Raw genomic sequence first — 25,729 nt, 5'->3', positions numbered from 1 at the left:
TTAAAGTCGTGGGACGCCAGAAGAAATATTGCATGTCTTGCTGCCATTGGGCAAAGCTGGGCCAAAATCAGAAGTCTGGCACCCACAGGTATTTCAGGTGTCCGGCGCGTGTTTTATGAGTGTGAAGAATGAAGGCAATTCGGGCGCAGCTTAGATTACGCGCACAGCGTCAGGCAAAACTGATGCGGGCCTTGCGTAAAAGCCTTGAACTGAAATCCCGTGTGAACCGTACGGCCGCCATCAGGTCCGGTGACATTCTGGCATTCACCACCTTGCGCAACGAACTGGTGCGACTGCCCTATTTTCTGGACTATTACCGCGCGCAGGGTGTCGGGCATTTCCTGATGGTCGATAACGCATCCGATGACGGAACGACCGAGTATCTGGAAGCGCAGAAGGATGTCTCGCTTTGGGTGACGGGGGCCAGTTACAAGGCGTCGTGTTTCGGGGTGGACTGGCTGAACCACCTTCAATGGCGTTACGGGGCGGGGCATTGGACCTTGGTGGTCGATGTGGATGAGTTTCTGGTCTATCCGTTTTGCGACACGCGCCCGCTGCATGCGCTGACCGACTGGCTGGAGAGTCAGGGGCGGAAATCATTTTCGGCCATGCTACTGGACATGTATCCCAAAGGGCCGGTGACCGCACATCCCTATGTCAGTGGCCAGAACCCGTTCGAGATTGCGCGCTGGTTTGATGCCTGCAATTATTCGCTGAAACGCAATGCGAAGCTGCAAAACCTGTGGATTCAGGGTGGGGTGCGCGCGCGTGCCTTTCACGGGGACAGTCCCGAGCAGGCGCCTGCGCTGAACAAGACGCCGCTTGTGCACTGGTCGCGCAAATACGCCTATGTCAGTTCCACGCATATGCTGCTGCCGCGCGGGCTGAACAAGGTTTATGATGACGGCGGCGGCGAACAGGCGTCAGGTGTGCTGATGCATGCCAAATTTCTGGACACCATCGTCGCCAAAGCCCGAGAGGAGTTGAGGCGCGGCCAGCATTACGCAGGCAGTCGGGAATATATCGCCTATGACAGGGGGTTGCAGGATCAAGGGGATCTGTGGTGCAGTTTTTCGACCGAGTATATCAACTGGCGCCAGCTTGAAATCCTTGGCCTGATGTCGAAAGGAGACTGGGCATGAGCACCGACGCGCGCACGCAAACAGCGCCATTGGGGGTTGTGATGCTGTGCCATACGGCCCTGCATCGTGCGGCACAGGTTGCACGCTTCTGGCTGGATGCGAATTGTCCGGTGGTCATTCATGTTGACCGCGCCGTGGGTGCAGACCAGATGGAGGCATTTCGCAAGGATCTGGGCACCCATCCGTTATTGCGTTTCAGCACCAGGTTTCGCTGTGAATGGGGCACATGGCCGATTGTGGCCGCCACGCAGGCCGCCGCCGAACAGATGCTGGCAGAGTTTGAACAGGTCGAGCATGTGTTGCTGACGTCTGGCGCGTGTATTCCACTGCGTCCTGTGTCCGAAATGACCGACTGGCTGGCGCAGCGCCGCGATGTGGATTTCATTGAATCCGTGTCCATCGGGCATGCCCCTTGGATCAAGGGCGGGCTGTCCGAAGAACGCTTCACGCTGCATTTCCCGCTATCGTGGAAGCGGCAGAAACGCGCGTTTGACCTGTTGGTCGACCTGCAGCGCCGTTTCGGGATACGCCGCGAAGTGCCGCGCCCGCTTCAGCCGCATATGGGGTCGCAGTGGTGGTGCCTGTCGCGCAAGACATTGCAGGGCATTCTGGCCCATCCCAAGCGCGCGCGCTATGACAGGTATTTCAAGCGTACATGGATCCCCGACGAAAGCTATTTCCAGACAATGGTGCGCATTGTGTCGGACCGCATCGAAAGCCGGTCGTTGACATTGGTAAAATTCGACCGCAACGGTAGGCCCAATCTGTTCTATGACGATCATCTGCAACTTCTGCGGCGGTCCGATTGTTTCGTCGCGCGCAAAATATGGCCGGATGCACACAGGCTATATGATTTCTTCCTGTCAGATCATACCACACGCGAAGCGCCGATTGATCCGCAACCTGCCAAGATCGACCGCTATTTCGAACTGGCAGCCAAGCAGCGCACCGAAGGGCGCGCAGGGCTGTATATGCAAAGCCGCTTTCCGTTGGAAAACAGTGTAAACTCCAAGACAGCGGCACCTTATTCGGTGTTTTGCGGGTTTCAGCAACTGTTCGGGAATTTCGATTTCTGGTTGGGCAATATCACGAATTGTCGGGTGCATGGCCACTTGTTCGCCCCCGAAAAGGCAGAGTTTCACGGCGGTGCAACCGTCTATCACGGTGCGATCAGCAATTCGGCCGCATTGCGCGATTATAACCCGCGTATGTTTCTGGCAAACCTGATTTGGGCCACGCGCGGGGAACGGCAGTGTTTTTCCTATAACAGCCGTGACAATATGAATTCCGAACTGAACTGGTTCATGGCCACCGATCGCAATGCGCAGATTTCTGTAATCAGCGGCTGCTTCATTTTGCCATTGTTTCGCGGTGAATATAAGGTTGATGATGTGTTGGGCCATATCGGCTGGCTTCAACGACGAGAGCAGGAATTTATTTCTATCCTGCAATCGAAATGGACATCGGCAGATATCAGGGTCTGGACCTTGGCGGAATTCCTGCAATCACCACAGGAATTGTTGTCCCAGACCGTCCGCGCGGCCTTCCCTGATGTACGGTTTTCGGACGCGGATATGCCGCAATCGCGCCCCCTTGACGGGTTCGAGGAGTATTTGGCCCAGTTGCGAAATCTGGGATTGCCGCCGGTATTGTTACAGGATTACAAGCGGTAACCGCTACGGCGCAGGGAAACGGCATGGCAGCACATCAGGAAGTCACCTATTTCGTCCTATTCGCCGAAATGCGCACAGGGTCCAATTTGTTGGAATCAAACCTGAACGAGTTTGACGGGCTGAACTGCCTTGGCGAAATGTTCAACCCTGCCTTTATCGGGCATCAGGGCTGTGACGAGATGTTGGGTGTCACCCAGAAACAGCGCGATCTGAACCCTTTTGCCTTGCTGGACGCCATTCGTATGCAAGACGGCTTGGCAGGATTCCGATATTTCCACGACCATGATCCGCGCATCCTTCATACGATCATGGAGGACCCGCGCTGCGCCAAAATCATCCTGACGCGCAATCCGATGGACAGCTATGTTTCCTTGAAAATTGCCCAGACAACCCAGCAATGGAAACTGGGCGATGTGAAAACCAAACGCAGTGCACAGGTGCGTTTCGATCCGGTCGAATTTGAAAACCATGTGACACAGTTGCAGGCATTCCAGTTGCGCTTGCAGCGTATGTTGCAAACCGGCGGCCAGTCCGCGTTTTATATTGCCTATGATGATGCCAATGATCTTGAGGTATTGAACGGGCTGGCGAAATGGCTGGGGATCGCGGCACGGATTGAGAAAACCTCGACCAAACTCAAGCGGCAGAACCCCGAGCCACTGGAACAGAAGCTGACAAATTTTGACGCTGTGCGCGACGGCATGGCGCGTCTGGATCATTTCAACCTGTCGCGCACCCCCTGCTTTGATCCGGCGCGCGGCGGTATGGTCTGGGCCTATAGCGCATGCCGGACCCTGCCTTTGGTCTATGCGCCGTTAACGGGCGGGCAGGATGGCGATATTCTGGACTGGATGGCGCAAATTGACGGTGCAACCCGCGCTGATTTGATGCGTGATTTCAGTCCCGAAAGCTGGCGGGACTGGCTGCGCGACAATCCAGGCCATTCATCCTTCAGCGTGATCCGCCACCCGCTTGACCGCGCACATGACGTGTTCCGGCGTCAGGTGCTGCATGGCGCGCGTGAAAATGTGCGTCAGTTCATTGCACGCATCTATGACGTGACATTGCCCGAGAAGGGCACCCCGCCAGAGGACTATCGCCCCGAGGACCACAGGCGCGGCTTCGCGGCATTCCTGCGCTTTGTGCATGCCAATCTGAACGGGCAGACCGGAATGGTCACGCATCCGGCCTGGGCACCCCAATCTGCGCTGATCGCCGATATTGCGTCGCGCGGGCCAATCCGGCATGTGGTGCGCGAAGATGCATTGTCCGCAGCATTGCCGCTGCTTGGGCACAGCTTTGGCCGTGCGCTGCCGCCCTATGACCCGCCACAGCGTTACAACAGGCTTACGCTGTCCAGCATCTATGACCCCGAGCTGGAGGCATTGGGCCGCGCGGCCTATGCCGAAGATTATGCGCGGCTTGGGTATGGCGACTGGCGCGACAACGCTGCGCAATAGCTGCCCCGCAACACTGTCATGTGTCGGCGCGGCCTATGCGGCTTTGATTGACTTGTCACTGTTCAGGATTTCAAACAGTTTCGACGTGTCGTCATTTGAACGCAACTGGTTGCATATATCGGGGTTGCGCAAGGTGCGCGACACGAAGGCCAGCGCCTTCAGGTGTTCCACCCCGGCTGATCGTGGCGCGAACAGCGCAAAGACCAGATCGACCGGCACCTTGTCAACGGATGCGTAATCAAGCGGTTTTCCAAGGCGCAGGAAAACCCCGACCACACGGTCCAGCCCTTCAAGGCGGGCATGGGGCAGGGCGACACCATGGCCAACGCCGGTCGGCCCCAGACTTTCGCGTTCCTGCAAGGCCTCGATCGCCAGATCGGCATCTATTCCGTAAACAGATTTGGCAACATCGCCCAGAGTCTGCAATAGGCGCTTCTTGCTGGTGGTGGACCCAAGCGCACGAACGGCACCAGGTGATAGCAGGGTCGACATGTCCATCGGTCTTGCTCCGTCAAAATAAAGCCGCGCCCGACACCGTTGTCAGGCGCGGTGTTTACGGAAACTGGGGGTTAATTCTGGGGGTCGATCCAGCCGATATTGCCGTCTTCGCGGCGGTAAACGACATTCAGCCCGCCATGCCGTTCATTGTGAAACACCAATACGTTGGTATGCGACAATTCCATCTGCATAACGGCTTCCCCTGCGGAACAAGATGGAATGCGTGTTTCCATCTCGGCAATGATAATCGGTTGAAGCGAGTCGGCTTCGACCGCGCCTTCGTCTTCATCTGAAGCGAGGATATACGAGGGTGCGCCGGCAAATTCAACCGGACTTGTGCGATCGCGGTGGTGGTCCTTCAAGCGGCGCTTGTAACGACGCAGCTGCTTGTCCAGCTTTTCGCGGCACGCCTCAAAAGCGGCATAAATTTCAGTTGCTTGCGCTTTTGCTTGTGCTGTCAATCCGGTGGACAGATGAAATGTTGCTTCGCATACAAACAGATGGGCATCCTTGGAAAATACGACAACTGCTTCGGTGGGCCGCTGCTGGTATTTCTCGACCAACTCGCCCAATTCCGCCTTCACATGGGTTTGAAGGGCCTCTCCGATCTCAATATGTCTGCCACTAATCTGATAGCGCATGCGCCTCTCCTTGCTGAAATAGCGGGGCAGGCGGGCCTGTCCCGCGGGGTAATCTACGCGCTTTTCGCACCATGAACGGGAATGGGATTTCGCCAGTGCCCGTTCGCGGCGGATTGCCTGTTTTCCCCATTTGGCGCTTAATCAGGGTGACTTGTCAATGCTTTCGCACAACATGTCCCCGCGACCGGCGGCAGGCCGCATTCAGTCCAGTCTGAACTCGGACCCCAGATAGACGCGACGCACGTCTTCATCGGCCACAACTTCTTCGGGGGTGCCGCTTTTCAACACGCCGCCATCATGCAGGATATAGGCGCGGTCGACGATTGCCAGCGTCTCGCGGACATTGTGGTCGGTGATCAACACGCCCAGACCCCGCGTTTTCAGATCAGCGACAAGGGCGCGAATCTCGCCCACGGCAATCGGGTCAACCCCGGCGAAGGGTTCGTCCAGCAGCACATAGCGCGGGTTTGCAGCCAGCGCACGCGCGATTTCCGCCCGCCGCCGTTCCCCGCCCGACAACGCAAGCGCAGGCTGGTCGCGCAGATGCTCGATGGAAAATTCCTGCAACAAATCTTCCAGCCGGTCGCGCCGCCGCCGAGAGTCGGCCTCTCGCAGTTCAAGCACTGACATGATGTTCTGTGCAACACTCAGCCCGCGGAAGATTGACATTTCCTGCGGCAGATACCCCAGCCCCAGACGCGCGCGCCGGAACAGGGGCAGGCCGGTCGCGTTCTGCCCGTCAATATGGACCGCGCCGCCTTCGTGCTTCACGATACCGGCGATGCAATAGAAACAGGTGGTCTTGCCGCAGCCGTTCGGGCCAAGCAAGGCCACCACCTCGCCAGGGCGCAAGGTCAGCGAAACGTCCTTGATGATGACGCGCTTGCCATAGCGTTTCTGAAGATGGGTTATTTCAAGCATCTTGCCCTTGTCTGGCGCAGCAGCCAAAGGGGACGCCATATCAGCAGATTTCGGTTCAACACTCATTCAGGCATCAGGGGTTGGTCTGGATCAGGGTGCGCACGCGCCCTTCCATGCGGCCCTGTTCCGTTTCCAGATCCACGAAAAGCCGGTCACCGGACAGGATATTCGGCCCCTGCGTCAACAGGACCGAACCTTGCATGCGCACTGTTCCCGCAGCCACCTCATAAACGGCGGTTTCGCCTTCTGCGGCTTCTTCTGCGGTCACCAGCGTAACCCCGCCATAGGCTTCCAGCCGTTCGATGCGGTTGTCGCCTGCGGCGTCGTAAATGATCCTGATTTCGGGCGCCGCCAGCCGCATATCGCCCTGACCCAGAACGGCATTGCCGGTAAATATTGTCTCGCCCGTCTGGTTGTTGACTTGCAGGTTGTCCGACGTAATTTCGACTGGCAGGCCACGCACGTTTTGTAACCCCGAAAAATTCAGGCCGGTTCCCTGCGCAAGCAGCTGTCCGGTATGCATGGTCAGGGCAAGTCCAACCCCTAGGACGAAAGCCAGTATCCTGTGTTGTTGCACTATGCCTGCTCCTTCACTCTGTCGGGATGTATAGAAGCCTGACATCACCGATGAAATCAAGCAGATAACCGTTTTCACCGCTTTGCAGTGGTGTAATTGTCAGTGATTGCGACGTGATTTCGCCGGGGGGGCCATGCCCGTGAATGCCACCTGTCCCTTCCAGTCGGGACCTGTCCATGAAGGCTTCCAGCATTTCCATATTCACGACATAGCCGTTTTCATCTTGCAGCTGCACCGCGCCTGTCATGGTCAGCAGGTTGGTCATCTGGTCCAGTTGCCCATGATCCGACCGGAACAGAACCTGACTGTCAATGCCGAATTCCGCAACACCATCAGGGTCTTCCAGCATCAGGCGCACAGGGTCACCCGGTTGCGGGTTTGCAGGGGAACGCACGGTTTTCGCATCGATCACAACCGCCATGTCGTCGGTGGTGACAGTCGCAAAGCGCGCCGTGCCGATCCGTGGCTCGCGGGTCAGTTCCTCTATGTCAAGCTCGGCCAGCGCCACAGCCTGACTGGGATCTACGCTGCGCGAGGCAAGAAAGATCATCGACAACAAAACCAATGCCCCGAATGGCAGCACCAGACGCACAGTCAGGGACATGCTGGAACGCCATGTTCTGGGGTTTTGCAACATTGTCGGGACAACCCTTATGCAAGAATTCGCCTTAATGCGCGAAAATATCCGTATCCGGCCAACCCGACAGGTCCAGTTCCGCGCGCGTGGGCAAGAAATCGAAACAGCGTTGAGCCAGATCACTGCGCCCTTCGCGTTCCAGCATCGTGTCCAGCACCTCGCGCAGGCGGTGCAGATACAGCACATCGGATGCGGCATAATCCTGCTGCGCCTGCGTCAGCCGCGCCGCCCCCCAATCCGAGCTTTGCTGCTGCTTGGAAATATCCACGCCCAGCAATTCGGTCAGAAGGTTCTTCAACCCGTGACGGTCCGTATAGGTGCGCACAAGTTTGGACGCGATCTTGGTGCAATATACCGGCGCGGTCGTCACCCCGTAGCTGTGCCGCAAAAGCGCAATGTCGAACCGTCCGAAATGAAACAGCTTCAATGTGTCGGGGTCTGTCAGCAAACGCGCCAGATTGGGGGCCGGCTGAATATCATGCGCAACTTGCACCAGATGGGCATGCCCGTTTCCATCCGACAACTGGACTACGCACAGGCGGTCGCGATGCGGGTTCAGCCCCATTGATTCGCAATCAATGGCAACTACGGGACCAAGGGTCAGATCATCAGGCAGGTCGTGGTGATACAAGTGAACAGTCATCAGGGCTTTCCATGCGTGCTTTGTGCGGGGCTAGGCGGGAATGGCGCGGAAATCAAGACATATGACGGAACAAGGCTGCCGCAAGGTCATGTTGGTTCGGGGTGAATAGTGCTTTGTGCAACACTCCGGCGCTGTATTATGGGCAATATGATACATCAGGCCCGACATGCGCTGCTGCGCAGCACCAACGGATATACCCGCGCAGAACAGCGATTTGATGCCGCGGTTCATGTGTTGGGTGTTGTTGGGGCATTGGTGGCCGTTCCCCTGATTATTGGTGCGGCCCTGCTGTTCAGCCATGATGCCGCGCAACCTTGGGCGTTTGTCGCGGTGTCCATATACGGGCTGGCGTTTCTGGCGATGATCAGCGCATCGGCATTGTATAACCTGACACCGGATGCGGGCCTGAACTGGCTGTTCCGGCGGCTGGACCATTCCGCAATTTATATCAAGATTGCGGGCACCTACACGCCCTTCACCCTGATACCGGGGCAGGGGCTTTGGTTCATGGCGGGGCTTTGGGGGGCGGCGTTTTGTGGGGTGGCACTGAAATGCCTGTCGCCCGAACGGTTTCGCTGGGCGGCTTTGGCGCTGTATCTGGGAATGGGTTGGGTTGGTGTCCTGATCCTGCCGCAAATGTTGGCAACGCTGCCTTTCGCCACGGTCGTGCTGATCATCGCGGGCGGGGTGGTTTATACGCTTGGCGTCGGGTTCTATCTGTCAACGCGGCTGCTGTTTCATTACGCCATCTGGCATGTTTTTGTACTTGCAGCGTCCTTCCTGTTTTATGCAGCAGTGATGGTGCTGATCATACGCGGGGCGGCTGTGCCCTGAGGCGCCGCTAGGGCATGGCCAGAGTCTGCAACACTTGGGGCCTGTCTGTCATGACCCCGTCAACGCCCCAATCCAGCAAGGTTTGCATGGTCTGCGTCTCGTTCACCGTCCAGACCTGAACATGAATGCCGCGCGCATGGGCAGCGCGCACAAACCGCGGCGTGACCAGTGGAATACCGCGCCAGTTCTGCGGAACCTGAACGACCGCGAAATCGTCCAGAGGGAACGGCACGCCCCATCCTGCGGCCCAAAGCCGCGCAACCTGCATATGTGCGGGCGACCATAACAGATCAGGCCCCAGCAGCGCGCGCGCCTGACGGGTGCGGGCCGGATCGAACGCGCCGATACAGACCCGTTCCAAGGCGTTCATGCGCGTGATCACCTGTGCAAGCGGGGCAACGACATCCAGCGATTTCGCCTCGATCGCGATGAACAGATCGGGGAATTCTTCCAGCAGGTCGTCCAGTCGGGGCACAGATGCGCCTTTTGCTGTGCGCAGGTGTTGCACGTCTGCCCAAGGGGTTGCGGCGATCTGGCGCGAATCGGCGAACATACGGTGCAGATCGGCATCGTGATGAACCACGACGACACCATCGCGCGTGGCATGCACGTCCAGCTCAATATGCGTGAAACCCAAACCCACAGCGCGCCGGAAGGCGGGCATGGTGTTTTCCTCGGCCTCCAGCGCGCCGCCGCGATGGGCGATATAGCGCGCGCCGGGACTGGTCAGAAACGGATGGGAACTTAATCTTGCCATAAGGCGCATTGTGCGTGTTTCGGCCGCAGTGTCGAGTGGTCCTGTGCGCTGGATTGCCGGAAAATCGGGATATTTGCCTGCCCCCTATCCTAAAGGACAGATTTGCCAAGCGACATCTTCAATGCAATGGTGTCGCGGTATTGCAGCAAACGGGGCCACACTCATGACCTATCGCCACGACCAGATTCCCGAAATCGCGCTTGGTTGGCATAAGGACGGGCGCGGGGCCGCGCTGGCAACCGTGATCCAGACATGGGGGTCTGCCCCGCGTCAGGCGGGCAGCCAGCTGGCAATTTCCGGCGATGGCGAAATCATGGGGTCCGTATCCGGTGGCTGTGTTGAAGGCGCGGTCGTGATGGACGCACTTGACGCCCTGCGCGAGGGCACACCGCGCATTCTGGAATTCGGCGTCAGCGATGACACAGCGTTCGAGGTGGGGCTGGCTTGCGGGGGCACCATCCGCATATTGGTGGAACCCGTTGGCGGGACTGCGCCCGCGCTGCCGCCCGCCATGCTGGCCGATATCGTCGCGGCCCGCGCCACCCGCCGCGCGGTCGCATGTATCACGGATTTGACGACATGGGCGCGCTGGCTTGCGGGGCCAAATGACAGCAAACTTGCGGCGCTGTTTCGGGCCGACAAGTCGGGCCTGAATGAGGCGGGCCAGATGGTCACGCTGCACAATCCCCCCCTGCGGCTGGTGGTTGTGGGCGCGGTGCATATTGCGCAGGCGCTGCTGCCCATGGCGCGGCTGGCGGGGTATGATCCGGTGCTGGTGGACCCACGCGAAGCCTTTGGCGCGCAAGCGCGCTTTCCGGATGAAACCATTTCCCATGACTGGCCTGATGATGCCTTGGCCGCAATCGGGCTGGATGCGCGCAGTGCGGTTGTCACCCTGACCCATGATTCCAAACTGGATGATCCGGCCATCATTGCGGCATTGCAATCGGATGTGTTTTATCTGGGGTGTCTGGGATCCACGCGCACCCATGCAAAACGGTTGGAGAGGCTGCGCGCCGCCGGTCTGGATGACGCGCAGCTGGCGCGGATTCATGCGCCGGTGGGGCTGAATATCGGGGCGGGAACGCCTGCGGAAATCGCCGTGGCAACCCTTGCGCAGATCACCTTGGCGCTGCGGGGCGCGCGGGCATGAAATTCGGCCCTGTTCCGGTATCACTGGCCGAAGGGGCCATTCTTGCGCATTCCGTCCCCCTGCCTGACGGGCGCTTGCGCAAGGGGACACAGTTGACCGGCAAGGATGTGAATATCTTGCGCGCGGCAGGGCTGGACATGGTGACAGTTGCACGACTGGACCCCGATGACCTTGGCGAAGATGCGGCCGCCCTTGCATTGGCACAGGCATTGGTCCCTGACCCGGACGCCTGCGGGCTGGTGCTGAAACCTGTGGGCACCGGGCGTGTCAATATTGTGGCTGCGGGCGCTGGCGTGCTGCGCGTTGCGGGGGCGCAGGTCAATGCGCTGAATGCGATTGACGCCGCGATCACCTGCGCGACATTGCCGGATTTCATGCGCCTTGACCCCGGTGGCATGGTCGCCACGGTCAAGATCATTTCCTATGGTGTGGCGCGTGCCGCTGTGGCGCGGGCCTGCGCTGCGGGGCAGGGCGCGTTGCGTATTCTGCCGCCGGTTCTGAAATCGGCAAGCCTGATCCAGACACGGGTGGACCCGTCCGCAGATGGTCGCAAGGGCCATGCCGCGACCAAGGCGCGGCTGAACCGTCTGGGCGTGACGCTGGACGGGGGGGGGATGGTTGCCCATGATATCGCGCCGCTGGCGCAGGCATTGGCGCAGGCAGGCGGTGATCTGCTGCTGGTGCTGACAGGCTCGGCGACATCGGACCTGTATGACACGGCACCCGAAGCGTTGCGCCGCGCGGGCGGCAAGGTGGCTCATTTCGGAATGCCGGTTGATCCGGGCAATCTGTTGTTTGTGGGACAGTTGGGCGCGCGTCCGGTTATCGGCCTGCCCGGTTGCGCAAAAAGCCCTGCCCTGAACGGCGCTGACTGGGTGCTGGAGCGCATAATTTGCGGGCTGGACGTAGGTGCCGCCGACATTATGGGCATGGGTGTGGGCGGGTTGTTGAAGGAGATTCCGACCCGCCCGCGCCCGCGCCGCCATGGCGAGATGCCCGCGATTGACTAAGCCTAAGGTGGCATATGCGGATGCAAGGAATTCGTGTTTAACTACGCCAAGCTATGATCGGGAGGAGCCATATGACCAAGGTAACAATGACAGTAAACGGCCGGCAAATGTCCGCAGATACGGAAGGGCGCACATTGCTGTCCGGCTATCTGCGCGACCTGCTGGGCCTGACGGGCACGCATGTCGGCTGCGATACCAGCCAGTGCGGGGCCTGCGTGGTGCTGGTGGACGGCAAGGCCGTGAAATCCTGCACCGCCTTCGCCGCCGATCTGGACGGGGCCGAGGTGACAACAGTTGAAGGGATGGCAAACCCTGATGGCAGTCTGGGCAAGATCCAGCAGGCGTTTCAGGATTACCACGGGCTGCAATGCGGTTTCTGCACCCCCGGTATGGTCATGTCCACTGCCGCATTGCTGGCAGAAAACCCCACCCCAACCGAGGAAGAGGTGCGCCACTATCTGGAAGGCAATATCTGCCGCTGCACCGGATATCAGAACATCGTGCGCGCCGTGATGGCCGCATCGGGGCAGGATGCAGACGCATTGGCCGCTGAATAAATCCATTTGGTGCATGTCACGCATGCGCCGCCACCAGATTTCTTGAGGAGGAAGAAATGCCCAAAGATGACGGCATTGGCGCCAGCACCAAGCGGCGCGAGGATGTGCGGTTTCTGACAGGGAACGGCAAGTATACCGATGACATTAACCTGCGCGGGCAAAGTTTCGTGCATTTCCTGCGCTCGGACGTGGCGCATGGGCGTATCAGGGGCATTGACACATCTGCCGCCGAAGCGATGGACGGTGTGCTGAAGGTTTTCACATCGGCCGATTTCGAAAGCGCGGGCGGTATTCCCTGCGGCTGGCAGGTGACGGACCGTTTCGGGCAGGTGATGCAGGAACCCAAACACCCCATTCTGGCCGAAGGCAAGGTGCGCCATGTGGGCGACCCGATCTGCGCTGTGGTCGCAGAAACCTATGAACAGGCACGCGATGCGGCCGAAGCGATAGAAGTTGATATCGAGCCGCTGGAGCCGGTGATCGACATGAAAGCCGCGCTGGCCGATGGTGCGCCCAAAGTGCATGACGAGCTGACAAGCAACCTGTGCTATGACTGGGGCTTTGTCGAGGACAACAAGGACGCGGTGAATGCGGCGTTCGAGAGTGCCGCGCATGTCGTGTCGCTGGAATTGACCAATAACCGCCTTGTCGCCAACCCGATGGAACCGCGTGTTGCGGTGGGGGATTATGACCCCTGGGGCGACAGTCATACGCTCTATACCACCAGCCAGAACCCGCATGTCATCCGGCTGCTGATGGGTGCGTTTGTGCTGAATATCCCCGAACACAAGCTGCGCGTGGTGGCCCCTGATGTGGGCGGCGGTTTCGGGTCGAAAATCTATCACTATGCCGAAGAAGCGTTCTGCACCTATGCCGCCAAAGTTCTGAAACGGCCCGTCAAGTGGACATCATCCCGGTCCGAGGCGTTTATTTCCGACGCACACGGCCGTGACCATAAGACAAAGATCGAACTGGCGCTGGATGCGGACAATAATTTCACCGCGCTGCGCACCGAAACCTATGCGAATATGGGCGCGTATCTGTCCACTTTCGCGCCCTCCATTCCCACATGGCTGCACGGCACCTTGATGGCGGGCAATTACCGCACACCGCTGATTTACGTCAACGTCAAGGCCGTGTTCACCAACACGGTGCCAGTCGATGCCTATCGCGGGGCAGGGCGGCCAGAAGCCACGTTCCAGATTGAACGGCTGGTGGACAAGGCCGCGCGTGAATTGGGCGTGGACCCGATTGAACTCCGGCGCAAGAACTTCATCAAGGCCGACCAGTTCCCGTATCAGACGCCCGTTGCGGTGGTCTATGACACGGGCAATTATGACGCCACAATGGACAAGATGCTGGAATTGTCGGACTATGCGGGCTTTGAGGCGCGGCGCGCGGAAAGCGCCAAGAACGGCAAGTTGCGCGGCTTTGGCATTGCCCATTACATCGAGGCGTGTGGCATTGCGCCATCCAACCTTGTGGGCCAGTTGGGCGCGCGGGCGGGCCTTTATGAATCCGCGTCTGTGCGGGTGAATGCGACAGGGTCCATCAGCGTCTATACCGGCAGCCACAGCCACGGGCAGGGGCATGAAACCAGCTTTGCTCAAGTGGTGGCCGACATGATCGGGGTGGATGCAAACAGCATTGAAATTCACCATGGCGACACGTCCAACACACCGATGGGCATGGGCACCTACGGGTCGCGCAGCCTTGCGGTGGGCGGGTCCGCGATTGTGAAGGCCACGAACAAGATCATCGACAAGGCCAAGAAAATCGCGGCCCATCTGCTGGAAGCGGCCCCCGAAGATATCGAGCTGAAGGACGGCAAGTTCAGCGTGGCGGGCACCGACAAGTCGGTGGATTGGTCCGGTGTGACACTGGCAGCCTATGTGCCCCATAACTACCCGCTGGAAGATCTGGAACCGGGGCTGGAAGAAACGGCGTTCTATGATCCGTCGAACTTTACCTACCCGTCCGGCGCCTATGGCTGCGAGATTGAACTGGACCCAGAGACTGGCAAGATCGACATCCTGCGGTTCATTGCTGCCGATGATTTCGGCAATATCGTGAACCCGATGATTGTCGAAGGGCAGGTGCATGGCGGCCTTGCGCAAGGGATCGGGCAGGCGCTGCTGGAAAACTGCGCCTATGACGATCAGGGGCAGCTTCTGTCCGGCAGCTTCATGGATTACGCCATGCCCCGCGCGGATGATGTGCGCGGTTTCACCGTGGACCATAGCTGCATCACGCCCTGCACGCATAACCCGCTGGGCGTAAAAGGCTGCGGCGAGGCGGGCGCGATCGGATCACCGCCTGCGGTGGTCAATGCGGCAATCGACGCCCTGCACCGCGCGGGCCACACCCATGTCACCCATATCGATATGCCCCTGACGCCTGCGCGCGTCTGGGCGGCGATCAACGGCTAAGGGAGCATAAGCCATGTATAATTTCGAACTGGTCAAACCGTCGAGTGTGGCCGAAGCCGTTGCCGCGCTCGCCAATGACGAAGCGCAACCCCTGTCGGGGGGGCAGACGCTGATACCGTCGATGAAGGCACGGTTGAACGCGCCCGAAACGCTGGTCAGCCTGACGGGTATTGCCGAACTCAAGGGGGTGTCGCGCGACGGCGACACCTTGACCATCGGCGCGGCCACCACCCATGCGACTGTGGCCGAACAGGCGGCGGCGGATTTTCCGGGCCTTGCGGCACTTGCGGGCCAGATCGGTGATCCGGCGGTGCGCAATCGCGGCACAATCGGCGGCAGTCTGGCCAATAACGACCCGTCTGCCTGCTATCCGGCGGCGGCCTTGGGCACGGGCGCGACCATCGTCACCAACACGCGCGAAATTGCGGCGGATGACTATTTTCAAGGTATGTTCACCACGGCCCTTGAAGAAGGTGAAATCATCACAGCCGTGCGTTTTCCGATCCCTGAAAAATCCGCCTATGCGAAATTCCTGCAACCCGCATCGCGTTTTGCACTGACGGGGGTGTTCGTGGCGAAATACGCATCGGGCGTGCGGGTTGCCGTGACCGGCGCATCCGAAAACGGCGTGTTCCGCTGGGCCGAGGCGGAAGCGGCGCTGTCGTCCAGCTTCAGCGCGGATGCGGTTGCGGGCCTGTCCTGCCCTGCGGATGAGATGATCGCTGACTTGCACGGTAGCCCTGAATACCGCGCGCATCTGGTGGGCGTGATGACACGCCGCGCGGTCATGGCCGCGGGCTGACATCCACGCGACCTGTGCGAAAATGAAGGGGGGCGTGCGCGCCCCCTTTTTTGCGTTTGGCGCTTGGCATTCGACGCAGAATGCTTAGCTTGTGCAGCAATAACTTATGACAGGAGCATACATGACCATCGCGTTGCATTACTGGCCCACCCCCAACGGCTGGAAGATTTCCATCGCATTGGAAGAAATGGGCCTGCCCTATGATGTCCATTTCGTGAATATTGGCGCAGGCGACCAGTTCAAACCCGATTTCCTGAAAATTGCGCCCAATAACCGCATGCCCGCGATTGTTGATCCCGATGGGCCGGATGGCACGCCAATCTCGGTTTTTGAATCCGGCGCGATCTTGCAATATCTGGCGCGCAAGACCGGTCAGTTTTATGGCGAAACCGAACGCGACCGCGTGGCTGTGGACCAGTGGCTGATGTGGCAAATGGGCGGTGTCGGGCCAATGGCAGGGCAGGCGCATCATTTCCTGAAATACGCGCCATCGCTGGAACCGGCACAGGATTTGCCCTATGCCAAGGACCGCTACCGCAATGAAGTCACGCGCCTGTATGGGGTGCTGGACCGGCAGCTGGCGGAAAACGACTATGTTGCGGGCAGTTTCTATTCCATCGCGGATATGGCGATCTGGCCATGGGCCACGCTATGGGAAGGGCAGGAACAGGATCTGTCCGACAAGCCCCATCTGGCACGCTGGCTGGACGTGGTCGGGCAACGTGCCGCCGTTCAAAAGGGCCGTTCCCTGGGCGAGGAGCACCGCGCGAATTTGCAAAAGGACCGTGACGCGCAGAAAATCCTGTTTGGCAAACGCGACTGACGCGGCCAACCGGCTGGTCCGGCACAGCAAATGTGCCGGTCCTGTTGTCGCGCGTTACTTCACTTCTCGGATGCCGGCTTGTAGCGCTCGAACACCTTGGCCTGCGCCATGAAGAATACAAATAGCGCGAAAGGCAGGACGAAGGTTCGGAAATTGACCCACGCATCCGTCGACATGCTGCGCCAGACCAGTTCATTGGCCAGCGCCATGGCAGCAAACATGATCGCCAGCCGTTTTGTCAGCACGATCCAGCCGTCATGCGTCAGGGGCAAGGCGCCTTCCATGACCAGTTCAAGCCAGCTTTGACCGCGCGCCAGACCGATGCCCAACAGGATGGCGAAAATCGAATAAACGGCTGTGGGCTTCATCTTAAAGAAACGCTCATCATTCAGCCACACAGTCAGCCCGCCAAACACCACCACCATGATCAGCGTAACCAGCTGTAACCGGCTGAGGCGGCCGGACAATTTCCACAACACGAATGTGGCCAGCCCCATCACCGGAATGAATGCGGCGGTCATCAGGATGAAGGCGTCATATTCCGTGCCGCCAATGTCATAGCTTTGGCCCCGCGTGGTAATGTAGCCCACGAAAAACGCGAAAACCGGACCGAATTCCAATGCGAGTTTGATTGCGGGCGAAACCTGCTTTTCGGACATGTGTATTTCCTGTGTTCAGGCGCGGCGCATTATGCGGCACTGTTCGAAAGGGTTATCGCGGACACAGGGTCAGGATGCAATGCGCAACACGACATCGCGTCCGCGGCGGTTATAGCGCAACTCGGTCTCGCCAATTGCGGTGACCTGCCCGCCGTCCAGTGTTTCGCCCACGCGCACTGTGACAACGCGCCCGTTCGACATACGCACAAGCGCGCGCCGGTTTGACGATGTGCCCATCACCCCGATCAAATTGACCTGCCGCAGATTGATGGCGCGCGTCTGCGTCGCCTCGCGAGAGACCGAGGCGGAACTTGGAATGCTGGGTTGCGCCGCTGCTGCACTGGCCGTCTGGACCGGCGCTTGTGGCGCGCTTTGGGTTGCGGGGGCGGCCGCTGTGGACGCGCTAAGGGCACGTTGGACTGTTGACGCGAATTGACTGGGCCGGTCTGTCGGGCGCAGTGACGCCGCAACAGCCTGTTCTGTCGCATTTTCCAGTCGCGGGGTCTGGGCTTCAAGAATTGCTTCTGCGCGCGCCGTCAGGTCGCTGGGGCGCGTTGCAGGGCGCAACGCATTAAGGGCCAGCCCGCCCGCTGCGGGGGGGGCATCAGCATCTGCGGCCTGCTGGATCGTGTCATCATCCTCGGGCAGTGCCTGCCCCTGTGTCTGGTCGGCGTCCGGCAGCAAACCTTCCGGACGTCCGGGCGGGACTGCGGGCGGTGTGCCCGGCGTCACAACGATTTCCAGATCGCTTTCGTCAGCCGAAGGGGGGCTTGAAGGCGCGGGCGTCTGATCTGTCGCAAGGTCTGTGGGCTGGTCCGCGGTTTCGGCAGTGACGGGCGCAGTCGTGCCTTCCGTGTCTGGTTGCAAGGACGCGGGCGCCACTGTGTCGGTTTCTTCTGTCGTCTCTGGCGCAGGTGATTCCGGCAGGGTGAAGCGGACCGGTTTTTCCGGCGGCGCGGTGGTCGGGCGACCGGATGTTACGTCGATTTCCAGCGCCTCTTCGCCCGCGGGCAGAAGCTGCGCGTCAGCGGCAACCTGCGGTTCGGGGTCCCCGACAGGCGCATCTACAGGCGCATCATCCTGTTGGGCTTCTTGTGCCAACACTTCGCTGCGCAGTGGTGGCAAGGATTGCGCATCGAAGGGGGCGGGGGCGTCAGGACTTGACGGCGCGGCTGACAGATCCTGCGGCATGATCAATGCCGATGAACGAAGTCCCGCTATGCGCCCTTGGTCCATTTCGACGCTGGGGGCGGTGCTGGTTTCGATCTGGTCAGGGTCCCCTGCGGCGGGGACTGCCGTCAAACTGTCGTCAGACGCGGTTGCGTCTGCTTCGGGTCCGCGTTCGGCCACGTCCTCTACGCCAAGCGCGGCTTCTATCGCGTCGGCTTCGGCGGTGTCGGTCATGCCATCCAGCTGGGTCGGCGTGTCAATGGCTGCTTCGGGTGGCGGCGCGAGTGTTACGGGTATTTCGGGTGGAGCAGGGCGCGCAAAATAAAACGCCCATACCGCTGCGGCTGCAAGGATCATGATGACCCCGCCGCCGATCAACAGCCGTGGTTTCAGCCCGCCCCCTGTCTGCGGTGCCGCATTGCCGCGCGCGCCGAACACTGTCAGGCGTTCTGCCTCTCGCTCGGATGTCCGGCTGCCCTCGGGCGGTGTCTGACCGATACTGCGCAAGGTTTCCAACGGTGTTTTCCGTCCGGATACCGTTGCGGCAGGCGCGGCCTTGGGGCTGGCTGTGGCCGGCGCGGCAGGTTTAGGCGCGACCTTGTCCGCAGATGCGGGTTTCTTGGCTGCTGGCGGCGGCGCGGTTTGCGGCTTCGCGCTTGGTGTTTTGCGCTGGCCCGTCGTTTGTGTTGCGGTGGCTGGCGTCGATGTGTTGTTGGCGTTTTGTGAAACCACCGCGTCTGACGGTGCGGCAACCGGCGCGGGTTTGCCCAAGATGGGTTTGTCTGACGCGGGTTTGGCGTTCGTGCCCTTCAGCCGCGAACGAAGCTGCCCCAGCCCCGCCGAGATGCGTGCATTGGCGCTTGCATATGTTGCGCGCAATCCTTGGGGTGGTTTAGACGCCTCTGCCGCAGGTCCGGCCGACCCAAGGCCCGCAAGCTTGCCTTTCTGGCCTGTCAGGCTGGTATCGTCCTTGGCATTTTCACGCGCCAATGCGGCAAGGCCCGCTTGCTGCAATTCCGTGGCGCGGCGGCTTTTGAAACCTGCGGAAGTCGCAGACGAAGAAGTATCGACAGTCGAAACAGCGGCCGTTTCGTCCACCGGCGGACCCGATTTCTTATCTGCGGTTTGGGCTGTTTCGCCGTCCTTTCCGGCGCTTTGGCCGGATTTGGGCGCAACTTCGGGCGCTTTTGCCGCTGACCCACTCGTTTTGCTGTCCGTGACGCCAGCGGCCGGTGCCTGTTTCGCAGGCTTTGCATCTGCGACAGGTTCGGATTTTGGCGCAGGGGCGGGCGCCGCAGCCTTCGGCGTCGCCGACGGCAACTGCGCAACGCCGGTTTCGCGCAGGATTTCGCGGTCGCGGATCAATTTGGCGGGATCGCCCAGAATGCTGCGCACAATCCGGCTGCTGCCAAAAAAGGGCGCGTGATTGAAGGCGCCATTTGCGGGGGCCGCAACAAAGCAAACTGGGTTCAGGTTCTGCGCTTTGGCAAAATCCTCGGCCTCGATCAGGGTTTCGCGTGCAACGACCGCGACATCCACATCCGGACCCGCGCCGGTCCAGTCAAAATCCAGTTCCTCCACGGGAAAGGGCGTGCGACCTTCCAGCGCCTTGCGGATCTGGTTGCGTTGCGCGTCTTCGCCGGGGCCGGGCGCGGAAATGCGGGTATACAGGATCTGGTCATCCGGAATCACCAGCTGCGTCAGGATCTTGTCCTTGCCCGCCAGTTTTCCGGCTTTTGCAACAAGCTCCCCCACCGCGGTATTCATATCGTCATGGTCAAGCGCGACCGCACCGACACGCAGCCAACCACGATCCCCGCGTTGCCACAGCGTGACACCGGATTCAGTAATGCCAAGAGCGAAATTCGTTTTCATATTGCGCCTTTAGCACATGATTCAGGTGTGAAGGGAGTCTCATTTCCGCGATCAGGTGCGGCAATAGCGAAAAATCGCCAAGATTTGTGCATGAAAATCACCCGATCGGTGGCCCGCAGCGCAACCGGCATAAAAATAGCATGATTTCCTTGTGGACAAAACACGGTATGCGCAAACGCGACCTTTCGGATGCCATGCAGGCAAGGTGGTTGCCTTCTCCGAAAGGTCGCAGTCCTGGCACGCTTCTAGGATGCGCAGGCTTTGGTCATAGCCTGATCCAGATCGGCAATCAGGTCTTCGGGGTTTTCCAGCCCGACCGACAGCCGGATGACATTGGGCGCTGCGCCTGCGGCGATCTGTTGCGCTTCCGACAACTGCCTGTGCGTGGTCGAGGCGGAATGGATGATCAAGGACCGCGTGTCCCCCAGATTCGCCACATGGCTGAACAGTTCTACCGCGTTAATCACTTTCACGCAGGCCTCATACCCGTCCTTCAGCGCGAATGTGAACAATGATGACGCCCCTTTGGGACAGATTGCCGCCATCCGTCCGTGATAGGGGGATGATGGCAGGCCTGCATAGGTCACATTGGCCACACGGGGGTCCGCTTCCAGCCATTGTGCAACCTTTAGCGCGTTTTCGCAGTGTCGGTCCATGCGCAGGGACAGGGTTTCAATACCCATCAGCGTATAATGTGCCGCCTGCGGGTTCAGCGTCATCCCAAGATCGCGCAGACCGACCGCGATGGAATGGAAGGTAAAGGACAGCGGCCCGAAAGTTTCGTGAAATTTCAACCCGTGATAGGCAGGTTCCGGCTGCGACAGGGATGGAAACTTGTCATTCGCGGACCAGTCAAATTTGCCCGAATCAATGATGCAACCGCCGGTGACCGTGCCATTACCCGTCAGGTATTTTGTCATGGAATGCACAACCAGTGTCGCGCCATGCTCAATCGGGCGGCACAGATAGGGGGTGGCGGTTGTGTTATCGACAATCAGCGGAATGCCATGTTTTTCAGAGATTGCCGAGACGGCATCCAGATCGGTGATATACCCGCCCGGATTGGCGATGGATTCGCAAAATACCGCGCGGGTGTTTTCATCAATCGCCGCGTCCAGTGCGTCCAGATCATCGAAATCCACGAATGTGGCCGACCAGCCAAACCGCCGGATGGTCTGGCTGAATTGCGTGACCGTTCCACCATACAGCCGGTTCGAGGCCACGATATTCAACCCCGGGCCCATCAGCGGGAAAAGCGCCAGAATCTGGGCCGAATGTCCTGATGCCACGCAAATCGCGCCTGCGCCCCCCTCCAGCGTGGCCATGCGTTCCTGCAATGCCGAAACTGTCGGGTTGGTCAGGCGGGAGTAGATGTAGCCCACCTCTTGCAGGTTGAACAGCGCTGCTGCGTGATCCGTATCGCGGAACACAAATGCCGTGGATTGATAGATGGGCACCTGCCGCGCGCCGGTTGCAGGATCGGGCCGCGCCCCTGCGTGGATTTGCAATGTATCGAAACCTGCGGGTGTATCGGCCATGATATCAGTCCTTTGCGCTATGTGTTTGCCGAACGCTACGACAGTGCGCAGCGCCGTGCAAGCATCGCGCCCGCCAATCACGGACCAAGGGCAAAGTTATTGCGGCAGGCCGCCGCGCGGGCGGGGCAGGCTGCGAATTTGCAAACGCCCTGCCAAACGCCGCGCCAAACGCCACGGGCGCCTGCATGTCATCAGGGAACCTGCGGGGGGGCCTTGTTCGCTGCCGGCGCGTCATGATCTGCTGCGCCCGTTCTGTCAGGGGTTGTCATGTCCGTGGCGGACTTGTCTGGGGATGGCTTGTCCGTGGTTTGCTTGTCCGGGGCGGGCAGGGCCTTTGCCTCGTCCGGCATCTGATCCGGCAGGTCCACCGACAATGTGCCGCTTTGCAGGTCGACATGAATACCGGCCCGCGGGCTTAGGGTTGTCAGCACATCATTCAGTTCACGCAAGGCGCGGGCAACGGTTTCACGCTGCGTTTCCCGAACAACGACTTCCGGTGTTTTTGACGCCCTGCCGAACAGAAACTTGAACATTGCCTGCAATCCCTTTGCTATAATCTTGCGTGATATCCGATCCTAGCGGCTGGCCGTGCTGTCGCAAAGTGTTGATGCCGCGATGCGGCGCATTTCTTGCAGCTGCACAAGGATCAGGCGCGGTTATTGCAGGAATTCCGGCGCACAGCGCGTCTGTCCGACAATCAGCCCGCGCCGGTTCTTCATTGGCCCCAGATAGCGCGCGACGACAGGATGGTCCGGATCAAGCGCACCGTGGCGTATCAGCAAGGCCGTAATGGCGGCTTCTGCGGCACGGACACCGCCATCAATGATTTTCAGCGCGATTCCCAATCCGGATTGGGGCAGAATCGCCACGAAAACAGCCTCGGCACCGGTTTTGACTGCCGCCCTGCCACCCATTGCGCGCATCAACTCTGTGCAGGCGCGGGTTTCACCGGCCACAAGATCGGGGTGGCGCATCATTGCATCGCGCAGCGCAACCATGGCGCGCGCACGCGCATCGCCCGTGTCGGACGCCGCCGCAAATCTGGCCATGGCCAGCGCCAGCCCCTGCACGCTGGTGGCAAAATTCGGGGCCGAACAGCCGTCAATACCGTAATGTGGCGATGTCATGCCCGTGACCTCCTCAAACGCAAGGCGCACGGCGCGCTGGACGGGGTGGTCCACCTCCACATATTCCGCCCCACCGCCAAGATGGCGGTTCAGCGTCAGGAACCCTGCATGTTTGCCCGAGCAGTTATTATGCAACTGGCAGGGCGATTCGTGGTCTAGAACCAGCCGGTTGCGTTCGTCGATGTCTTCGGCCGCCTGCGTGCCGCAGCGCAGGTCACCTTCTGCCAGTCCAAGCTCGGACAGCCAGCGCGCCACGCCCTGCACATGAATTCCCGCCCCCTGATGGGACGCGCAGGCCAGCGCCAGGTGTGCGCTGCCAAGATCGCGCCCCGCGCCGCTTTCGATCAGCGGCAGGGCCTGGATCATCTTGCAACTGGATCGCGGATAGATCAGCGCATCCGGCTGGCCCCAGCTTTCGACGATCTCGCCATTGGGGCGCATGACCACGGCATGCCCGAAATGCACACTTTCAAGCAAATCACTGCGCCAAAGTTCGATCAAGGGGACTGCGTGGTCATGGATCTGGGTGGGTTTCGGCATTTTGTTGCTCAATTCCGTGATCTGGCGGCAGGAAGAATTCACGCCTGCGCGATTTTTTGCGATGAGGGCTTTGAAATTCCGGACCCTTGGCGATAAAAGGCGCTAGGGCCTTGCGCAACCTGATTGCGCGAATACCAGTCTAAAGCCCGGACCAAGTGGAGGCAAGAAAGCAGATGGCGTTGAAACGGCTGAACGGAACGACTCTCGCATGTGCGGCGATGATGTGTGCGGGCGGGTTCGCGAATGACGCACACGCGCAGGAATCCACAAACCGCGTTGCCGCTGACACGGCCTGGAGCGTTTTCGTGGAAGAAGAACCAAAGGAATGCTGGGCAGTCTCGGCCCCGCGTGAAACCCTGAATACCCGTGGCGGCTCACCTGTCGAGGTGCGGCGCGGCGATATCTTGTTGTTCGCAACCTATCGCGGCGGAAGCGGGGCGCCACAGATATCCTTCACCGGCGGCTACCCGTTTGCACCCGATTCCACGGTGAATGTGACCATCGGCAGCAATGAATTCCAGTTGTTTGTCGAAGGGGAATGGGCATGGGCTGGTTCACCGGAAGAAGACCAGCGGATTTTCGCGGCCATGCGTGCAGGGTCTGACGCGGTTCTGAATGCGCGGTCCTCGCGCGGGACAAACACACAAGATACATTTTCGCTGTTCGGATTCACCGCATCGACCGAAGAAGCACAGCGTCAATGCGCTGACTGACACAGCAGTACCACCGAATTCAACCGCCCGGGCTGTAAATTCCGGGCGGTTTTGTTATATCTGGTCAAAGATTACCGCCAAGGATGCCCAACATGCCCGTCTCAGCCCCGATCACGCAGGATGTCGTGACCATTCCGCGCCGCCTGCAAGAGGGGGGCAAACGCAATCTTGTGGGGCTGACGCGCGCCCAAATGGCCGATGCACTGGTGCAGATCGGCACGCCCGAGCGTCAGGCCAAAATGCGTGTCGGCCAGATCTGGCAATGGATCTACCATTGGGGTGTTCAGGATTTCGCGGCCATGACGAATTTGGCAAAAGCCTATCGCGTCTTGCTTGCAGAGCATTTTGAAATTGCGCAGCCGGAAATTGTGACGCGCCAGATATCGGATGACGGAACGCGAAAATACCTGCTGCGTATTGCCGGCGGACACGAGGTCGAGGCCGTCTACATACCTGAAGAAAGCCGTGGAACACTTTGTATTTCCTCGCAAGTCGGGTGCACGCTGACATGTTCGTTCTGCCATACCGGCACCCAGAAACTGGTGCGGAACCTGACGGCCGCGGAAATCGTGGGACAGGTTCTGGTGGCGCGCGACGATCTGAACGAATGGCCCGAACCCGGCGCGCCAAAGGATGAAACGCGCCTAGTCAGCAATGTTGTGCTGATGGGCATGGGTGAGCCGTTGTACAATTTTGACAATGTCCGCGATGCGATGAAAATCACCATGGATGGCGAAGGTCTGTCCATCTCGCGCCGCCGGATCACCTTGTCCACTTCGGGTGTGGTGCCCGAAATTGCACGCACGGCACAGGAAATCGGCTGCCTGTTGGCGATCAGTTTTCACGCAACCACGGATGAGGTGCGCGACAAGCTGGTCCCCATCAATAAACGCTGGAATATCAACACGTTGTTGGACGCATTGCGGGAATATCCGCGCCTGTCAAATTCAGAACGTATCACGTTTGAATATGTCATGCTGAAGGATGTGAATGATTCTGATGCGGATGCGCGCCGTCTGGTCAAGCTGATTGCGGGAATCCCCGCCAAGATCAACCTGATCCCGTTCAACGAATGGCCCGGCGCACCCTATCAGCGCAGTGACTGGGCGCGGATCGAGGCGTTTTCCGACATTGTTCACAAGGCAGGATATGCAAGCCCCATCCGCACCCCCCGCGGCGAGGATATCATGGCAGCCTGCGGGCAGTTGAAATCCGCGACCGAACGCGGGCGCAAGTCGCGTGCGGAAATTGCAGCGCAGCTTGCGAATGGTCAGGACGCCTGAAATGCCTGTTGTTGCGCTTGTCGTTCTGGGGGCATTGGCGGGGGTTCTTGCAACCCGTCTGATGCGCATGAACACCGATTTGCCGACCGCCATGGTCATCGGCATTCTGGGCGCGGTTATCGGTGGGCTTGGATTTCGCTTTCTGATGACATCTGCCGGTTGGGTTGGCGGGTTCGTGCTGGCGCTTCTGGGGTCGCTTGCGTTGCTGTGGCTGTATCAGGTCTGGCAAGGTAGACGGTAACGGGCAAGCGTATTCAATGCGTTATG

At 59.7% G+C, this 25,729-nt stretch carries 25 protein-coding genes; 13 read left to right on the top strand and 12 right to left on the bottom strand.

Features of this window, described 5'->3' with window-relative positions; all coding sequences use genetic code 11:
• Positions 1-182 precede the first annotated feature (182 nt).
• Genes ACTIE1_RS07615 through ACTIE1_RS07605 form a run of 3 tightly spaced genes read left to right on the top strand, consistent with a single transcriptional unit; the run spans position 183 to position 4,275 of the window.
• Entirely contained in the window at positions 183-1,142 is a 960-nt protein-coding gene (locus ACTIE1_RS07615) for a glycosyltransferase family 2 protein (protein ID WP_439563326.1), read from the top strand.
• Positions 1,139-2,815, top strand: a complete 1,677-nt coding sequence (locus ACTIE1_RS07610; RefSeq protein ID WP_439560620.1) for a DUF5927 domain-containing protein — start codon at positions 1,139-1,141, stop codon at positions 2,813-2,815. Before ACTIE1_RS07615 ends, ACTIE1_RS07610 begins: the two co-directional genes overlap by 4 nt.
• 23 nt (positions 2,816-2,838) lie before the next feature.
• Complete coding sequence (locus tag ACTIE1_RS07605; RefSeq protein WP_439560619.1) at positions 2,839-4,275, top strand: nodulation protein NodH; 1,437 nt, start codon at positions 2,839-2,841, stop codon at positions 4,273-4,275.
• A 33-nt stretch (positions 4,276-4,308) separates the two neighbouring features.
• Here ACTIE1_RS07605 and ACTIE1_RS07600 read toward each other — a convergent pair whose 3' ends face one another.
• From ACTIE1_RS07600 to ACTIE1_RS07575, 6 genes are all read right to left on the bottom strand, one after another.
• Positions 4,309-4,773, bottom strand: coding sequence for a PTS sugar transporter subunit IIA (locus ACTIE1_RS07600; protein ID WP_439560618.1), 465 nt, complete (start codon positions 4,771-4,773; stop codon positions 4,309-4,311).
• Positions 4,774-4,844: 71 nt separating this feature from the next.
• Positions 4,845-5,414, bottom strand: coding sequence for a ribosome hibernation-promoting factor, HPF/YfiA family (gene hpf, locus ACTIE1_RS07595; RefSeq protein ID WP_439560617.1), 570 nt, complete (start codon positions 5,412-5,414; stop codon positions 4,845-4,847).
• A 201-nt stretch (positions 5,415-5,615) separates the two neighbouring features.
• On the bottom strand, positions 5,616-6,374 hold the full coding sequence (gene lptB / locus ACTIE1_RS07590; protein WP_439561174.1) for an LPS export ABC transporter ATP-binding protein: 759 nt from the start codon (positions 6,372-6,374) through the stop codon (positions 5,616-5,618).
• A 34-nt stretch (positions 6,375-6,408) separates the two neighbouring features.
• The gene (locus ACTIE1_RS07585; protein WP_439563325.1) at positions 6,409-6,858 is read right to left on the bottom strand and encodes an LptA/OstA family protein; all 450 of its coding nucleotides are present in this window, start codon (positions 6,856-6,858) and stop codon (positions 6,409-6,411) included.
• 67 nt (positions 6,859-6,925) lie between these two features.
• Positions 6,926-7,516: a hypothetical protein gene (locus ACTIE1_RS07580; protein ID WP_439563324.1), complete on the bottom strand. Its 591-nt coding sequence runs from the start codon at positions 7,514-7,516 to the stop codon at positions 6,926-6,928.
• Between the two features lie 64 nt (positions 7,517-7,580).
• Positions 7,581-8,192, bottom strand: coding sequence for a ribonuclease D (locus ACTIE1_RS07575; protein WP_439560614.1), 612 nt, complete (start codon positions 8,190-8,192; stop codon positions 7,581-7,583).
• Positions 8,193-8,330: 138 nt separating this feature from the next.
• On the opposite strand from ACTIE1_RS07575, the gene trhA reads away from it, so the two are divergent.
• Positions 8,331-9,026: a PAQR family membrane homeostasis protein TrhA gene (trhA, locus tag ACTIE1_RS07570; RefSeq protein ID WP_439560613.1), complete on the top strand. Its 696-nt coding sequence runs from the start codon at positions 8,331-8,333 to the stop codon at positions 9,024-9,026.
• A 7-nt stretch (positions 9,027-9,033) separates the two neighbouring features.
• Here trhA and ACTIE1_RS07565 read toward each other — a convergent pair whose 3' ends face one another.
• Positions 9,034-9,783: a glycerophosphodiester phosphodiesterase gene (locus ACTIE1_RS07565; RefSeq protein ID WP_439560612.1), complete on the bottom strand. Its 750-nt coding sequence runs from the start codon at positions 9,781-9,783 to the stop codon at positions 9,034-9,036.
• A gap of 163 nt (positions 9,784-9,946) precedes the next feature.
• Here ACTIE1_RS07565 and ACTIE1_RS07560 point away from each other — a divergent pair, with 163 nt between their 5' ends.
• From ACTIE1_RS07560 to ACTIE1_RS07535, 6 genes are all read left to right on the top strand, one after another.
• On the top strand, positions 9,947-10,936 hold the full coding sequence (locus tag ACTIE1_RS07560) for an XdhC family protein (RefSeq protein ID WP_439560611.1): 990 nt from the start codon (positions 9,947-9,949) through the stop codon (positions 10,934-10,936).
• Positions 10,933-11,946 (top strand): molybdopterin-binding protein, encoded by a 1,014-nt coding sequence (locus ACTIE1_RS07555; protein WP_439560610.1) that lies wholly within the window; start codon positions 10,933-10,935, stop codon positions 11,944-11,946. Before ACTIE1_RS07560 ends, ACTIE1_RS07555 begins: the two co-directional genes overlap by 4 nt.
• A 71-nt stretch (positions 11,947-12,017) precedes the next feature.
• Positions 12,018-12,503 carry a (2Fe-2S)-binding protein gene (locus ACTIE1_RS07550; protein WP_439560609.1) on the top strand — a complete coding sequence of 162 codons (486 nt, stop codon included), beginning with the start codon at positions 12,018-12,020 and terminating at the stop codon, positions 12,501-12,503.
• Between the two features lie 56 nt (positions 12,504-12,559).
• Positions 12,560-14,932 (top strand): xanthine dehydrogenase family protein molybdopterin-binding subunit, encoded by a 2,373-nt coding sequence (locus ACTIE1_RS07545; protein ID WP_439563323.1) that lies wholly within the window; start codon positions 12,560-12,562, stop codon positions 14,930-14,932.
• A 13-nt stretch (positions 14,933-14,945) separates the two neighbouring features.
• Positions 14,946-15,734: an FAD binding domain-containing protein gene (locus ACTIE1_RS07540; RefSeq protein ID WP_439560607.1), complete on the top strand. Its 789-nt coding sequence runs from the start codon at positions 14,946-14,948 to the stop codon at positions 15,732-15,734.
• Positions 15,735-15,855: 121 nt separating this feature from the next.
• Positions 15,856-16,557, top strand: coding sequence for a glutathione S-transferase N-terminal domain-containing protein (locus ACTIE1_RS07535; protein ID WP_439560606.1), 702 nt, complete (start codon positions 15,856-15,858; stop codon positions 16,555-16,557).
• Positions 16,558-16,616: 59 nt separating this feature from the next.
• Here ACTIE1_RS07535 and ACTIE1_RS07530 read toward each other — a convergent pair whose 3' ends face one another.
• The 5 genes from ACTIE1_RS07530 to ACTIE1_RS07510 form a co-directional block, all read right to left on the bottom strand.
• Positions 16,617-17,216: an inner membrane-spanning protein YciB gene (locus ACTIE1_RS07530; RefSeq protein WP_439560605.1), complete on the bottom strand. Its 600-nt coding sequence runs from the start codon at positions 17,214-17,216 to the stop codon at positions 16,617-16,619.
• Between the two features lie 69 nt (positions 17,217-17,285).
• A complete protein-coding gene (locus ACTIE1_RS07525; RefSeq protein WP_439560604.1) occupies positions 17,286-20,261 on the bottom strand; it encodes a hypothetical protein in 2,976 nt (991 codons plus the stop codon).
• A gap of 245 nt (positions 20,262-20,506) precedes the next feature.
• Positions 20,507-21,799, bottom strand: a complete 1,293-nt coding sequence (locus tag ACTIE1_RS07520) for an O-acetylhomoserine aminocarboxypropyltransferase/cysteine synthase family protein (RefSeq protein WP_439560603.1) — start codon at positions 21,797-21,799, stop codon at positions 20,507-20,509.
• 191 nt (positions 21,800-21,990) lie between these two features.
• A complete protein-coding gene (locus ACTIE1_RS07515) occupies positions 21,991-22,332 on the bottom strand; it encodes a hypothetical protein (protein ID WP_439560602.1) in 342 nt (113 codons plus the stop codon).
• 123 nt (positions 22,333-22,455) lie between these two features.
• Complete coding sequence (locus ACTIE1_RS07510; protein WP_439560601.1) at positions 22,456-23,466, bottom strand: asparaginase; 1,011 nt, start codon at positions 23,464-23,466, stop codon at positions 22,456-22,458.
• Positions 23,467-23,639: 173 nt separating this feature from the next.
• Between ACTIE1_RS07510 and ACTIE1_RS07505 the strand changes: the two genes are divergently transcribed.
• The 3 genes from ACTIE1_RS07505 (at position 23,640) to ACTIE1_RS07495 (ending at position 25,703) form a co-directional block, all read left to right on the top strand.
• Positions 23,640-24,179, top strand: coding sequence for a hypothetical protein (locus ACTIE1_RS07505; RefSeq protein ID WP_439560600.1), 540 nt, complete (start codon positions 23,640-23,642; stop codon positions 24,177-24,179).
• A gap of 92 nt (positions 24,180-24,271) precedes the next feature.
• Positions 24,272-25,462: a 23S rRNA (adenine(2503)-C(2))-methyltransferase RlmN gene (gene rlmN / locus ACTIE1_RS07500; protein WP_439560599.1), complete on the top strand. Its 1,191-nt coding sequence runs from the start codon at positions 24,272-24,274 to the stop codon at positions 25,460-25,462.
• A gap of 1 nt (position 25,463) precedes the next feature.
• Positions 25,464-25,703 (top strand): GlsB/YeaQ/YmgE family stress response membrane protein, encoded by a 240-nt coding sequence (locus ACTIE1_RS07495; protein WP_277803781.1) that lies wholly within the window; start codon positions 25,464-25,466, stop codon positions 25,701-25,703.
• The last annotated feature ends 26 nt before the right edge of the window (positions 25,704-25,729 follow it).

The sequence above is a fragment of the Roseinatronobacter sp. genome (genome assembly GCF_051859525.1).
Classification (GTDB): Bacteria; Pseudomonadota; Alphaproteobacteria; order Rhodobacterales; family Rhodobacteraceae; genus Roseinatronobacter.
Note: the sequence above shows the minus strand (reverse complement) of the source record. Positions and strands in the feature narration are given on the sequence as shown.

What these genes read in the sequence shown, in the direction of transcription:
- ACTIE1_RS07615 (WP_439563326.1), top strand. Translation starts at nt 183, where the DNA reads ATGCGGGCCTTGCGTAAAAGCCTTGAACTGAAATCCCGTGTGAACCGT.
- ACTIE1_RS07610 (WP_439560620.1), top strand. Translation starts at nt 1,139, where the DNA reads ATGAGCACCGACGCGCGCACGCAAACAGCGCCATTGGGGGTTGTGATG.
- ACTIE1_RS07605 (WP_439560619.1), top strand. Translation starts at nt 2,839, where the DNA reads ATGGCAGCACATCAGGAAGTCACCTATTTCGTCCTATTCGCCGAAATG.
- ACTIE1_RS07600 (WP_439560618.1), bottom strand. Translation starts at nt 4,773, where the DNA reads ATGGACATGTCGACCCTGCTATCACCTGGTGCCGTTCGTGCGCTTGGG.
- hpf (WP_439560617.1), bottom strand. Translation starts at nt 5,414, where the DNA reads ATGCGCTATCAGATTAGTGGCAGACATATTGAGATCGGAGAGGCCCTT.
- lptB (WP_439561174.1), bottom strand. Translation starts at nt 6,374, where the DNA reads ATGGCGTCCCCTTTGGCTGCTGCGCCAGACAAGGGCAAGATGCTTGAA.
- ACTIE1_RS07585 (WP_439563325.1), bottom strand. Translation starts at nt 6,858, where the DNA reads ATGCATACCGGACAGCTGCTTGCGCAGGGAACCGGCCTGAATTTTTCG.
- ACTIE1_RS07580 (WP_439563324.1), bottom strand. Translation starts at nt 7,516, where the DNA reads ATGTCCCTGACTGTGCGTCTGGTGCTGCCATTCGGGGCATTGGTTTTG.
- ACTIE1_RS07575 (WP_439560614.1), bottom strand. Translation starts at nt 8,192, where the DNA reads ATGACTGTTCACTTGTATCACCACGACCTGCCTGATGATCTGACCCTT.
- trhA (WP_439560613.1), top strand. Translation starts at nt 8,331, where the DNA reads ATGGGCAATATGATACATCAGGCCCGACATGCGCTGCTGCGCAGCACC.
- ACTIE1_RS07565 (WP_439560612.1), bottom strand. Translation starts at nt 9,783, where the DNA reads ATGGCAAGATTAAGTTCCCATCCGTTTCTGACCAGTCCCGGCGCGCGC.
- ACTIE1_RS07560 (WP_439560611.1), top strand. Translation starts at nt 9,947, where the DNA reads ATGACCTATCGCCACGACCAGATTCCCGAAATCGCGCTTGGTTGGCAT.
- ACTIE1_RS07555 (WP_439560610.1), top strand. Translation starts at nt 10,933, where the DNA reads ATGAAATTCGGCCCTGTTCCGGTATCACTGGCCGAAGGGGCCATTCTT.
- ACTIE1_RS07550 (WP_439560609.1), top strand. Translation starts at nt 12,018, where the DNA reads ATGACCAAGGTAACAATGACAGTAAACGGCCGGCAAATGTCCGCAGAT.
- ACTIE1_RS07545 (WP_439563323.1), top strand. Translation starts at nt 12,560, where the DNA reads ATGCCCAAAGATGACGGCATTGGCGCCAGCACCAAGCGGCGCGAGGAT.
- ACTIE1_RS07540 (WP_439560607.1), top strand. Translation starts at nt 14,946, where the DNA reads ATGTATAATTTCGAACTGGTCAAACCGTCGAGTGTGGCCGAAGCCGTT.
- ACTIE1_RS07535 (WP_439560606.1), top strand. Translation starts at nt 15,856, where the DNA reads ATGACCATCGCGTTGCATTACTGGCCCACCCCCAACGGCTGGAAGATT.
- ACTIE1_RS07530 (WP_439560605.1), bottom strand. Translation starts at nt 17,216, where the DNA reads ATGTCCGAAAAGCAGGTTTCGCCCGCAATCAAACTCGCATTGGAATTC.
- ACTIE1_RS07525 (WP_439560604.1), bottom strand. Translation starts at nt 20,261, where the DNA reads ATGAAAACGAATTTCGCTCTTGGCATTACTGAATCCGGTGTCACGCTG.
- ACTIE1_RS07520 (WP_439560603.1), bottom strand. Translation starts at nt 21,799, where the DNA reads ATGGCCGATACACCCGCAGGTTTCGATACATTGCAAATCCACGCAGGG.
- ACTIE1_RS07515 (WP_439560602.1), bottom strand. Translation starts at nt 22,332, where the DNA reads ATGTTCAAGTTTCTGTTCGGCAGGGCGTCAAAAACACCGGAAGTCGTT.
- ACTIE1_RS07510 (WP_439560601.1), bottom strand. Translation starts at nt 23,466, where the DNA reads ATGCCGAAACCCACCCAGATCCATGACCACGCAGTCCCCTTGATCGAA.
- ACTIE1_RS07505 (WP_439560600.1), top strand. Translation starts at nt 23,640, where the DNA reads ATGGCGTTGAAACGGCTGAACGGAACGACTCTCGCATGTGCGGCGATG.
- rlmN (WP_439560599.1), top strand. Translation starts at nt 24,272, where the DNA reads ATGCCCGTCTCAGCCCCGATCACGCAGGATGTCGTGACCATTCCGCGC.
- ACTIE1_RS07495 (WP_277803781.1), top strand. Translation starts at nt 25,464, where the DNA reads ATGCCTGTTGTTGCGCTTGTCGTTCTGGGGGCATTGGCGGGGGTTCTT.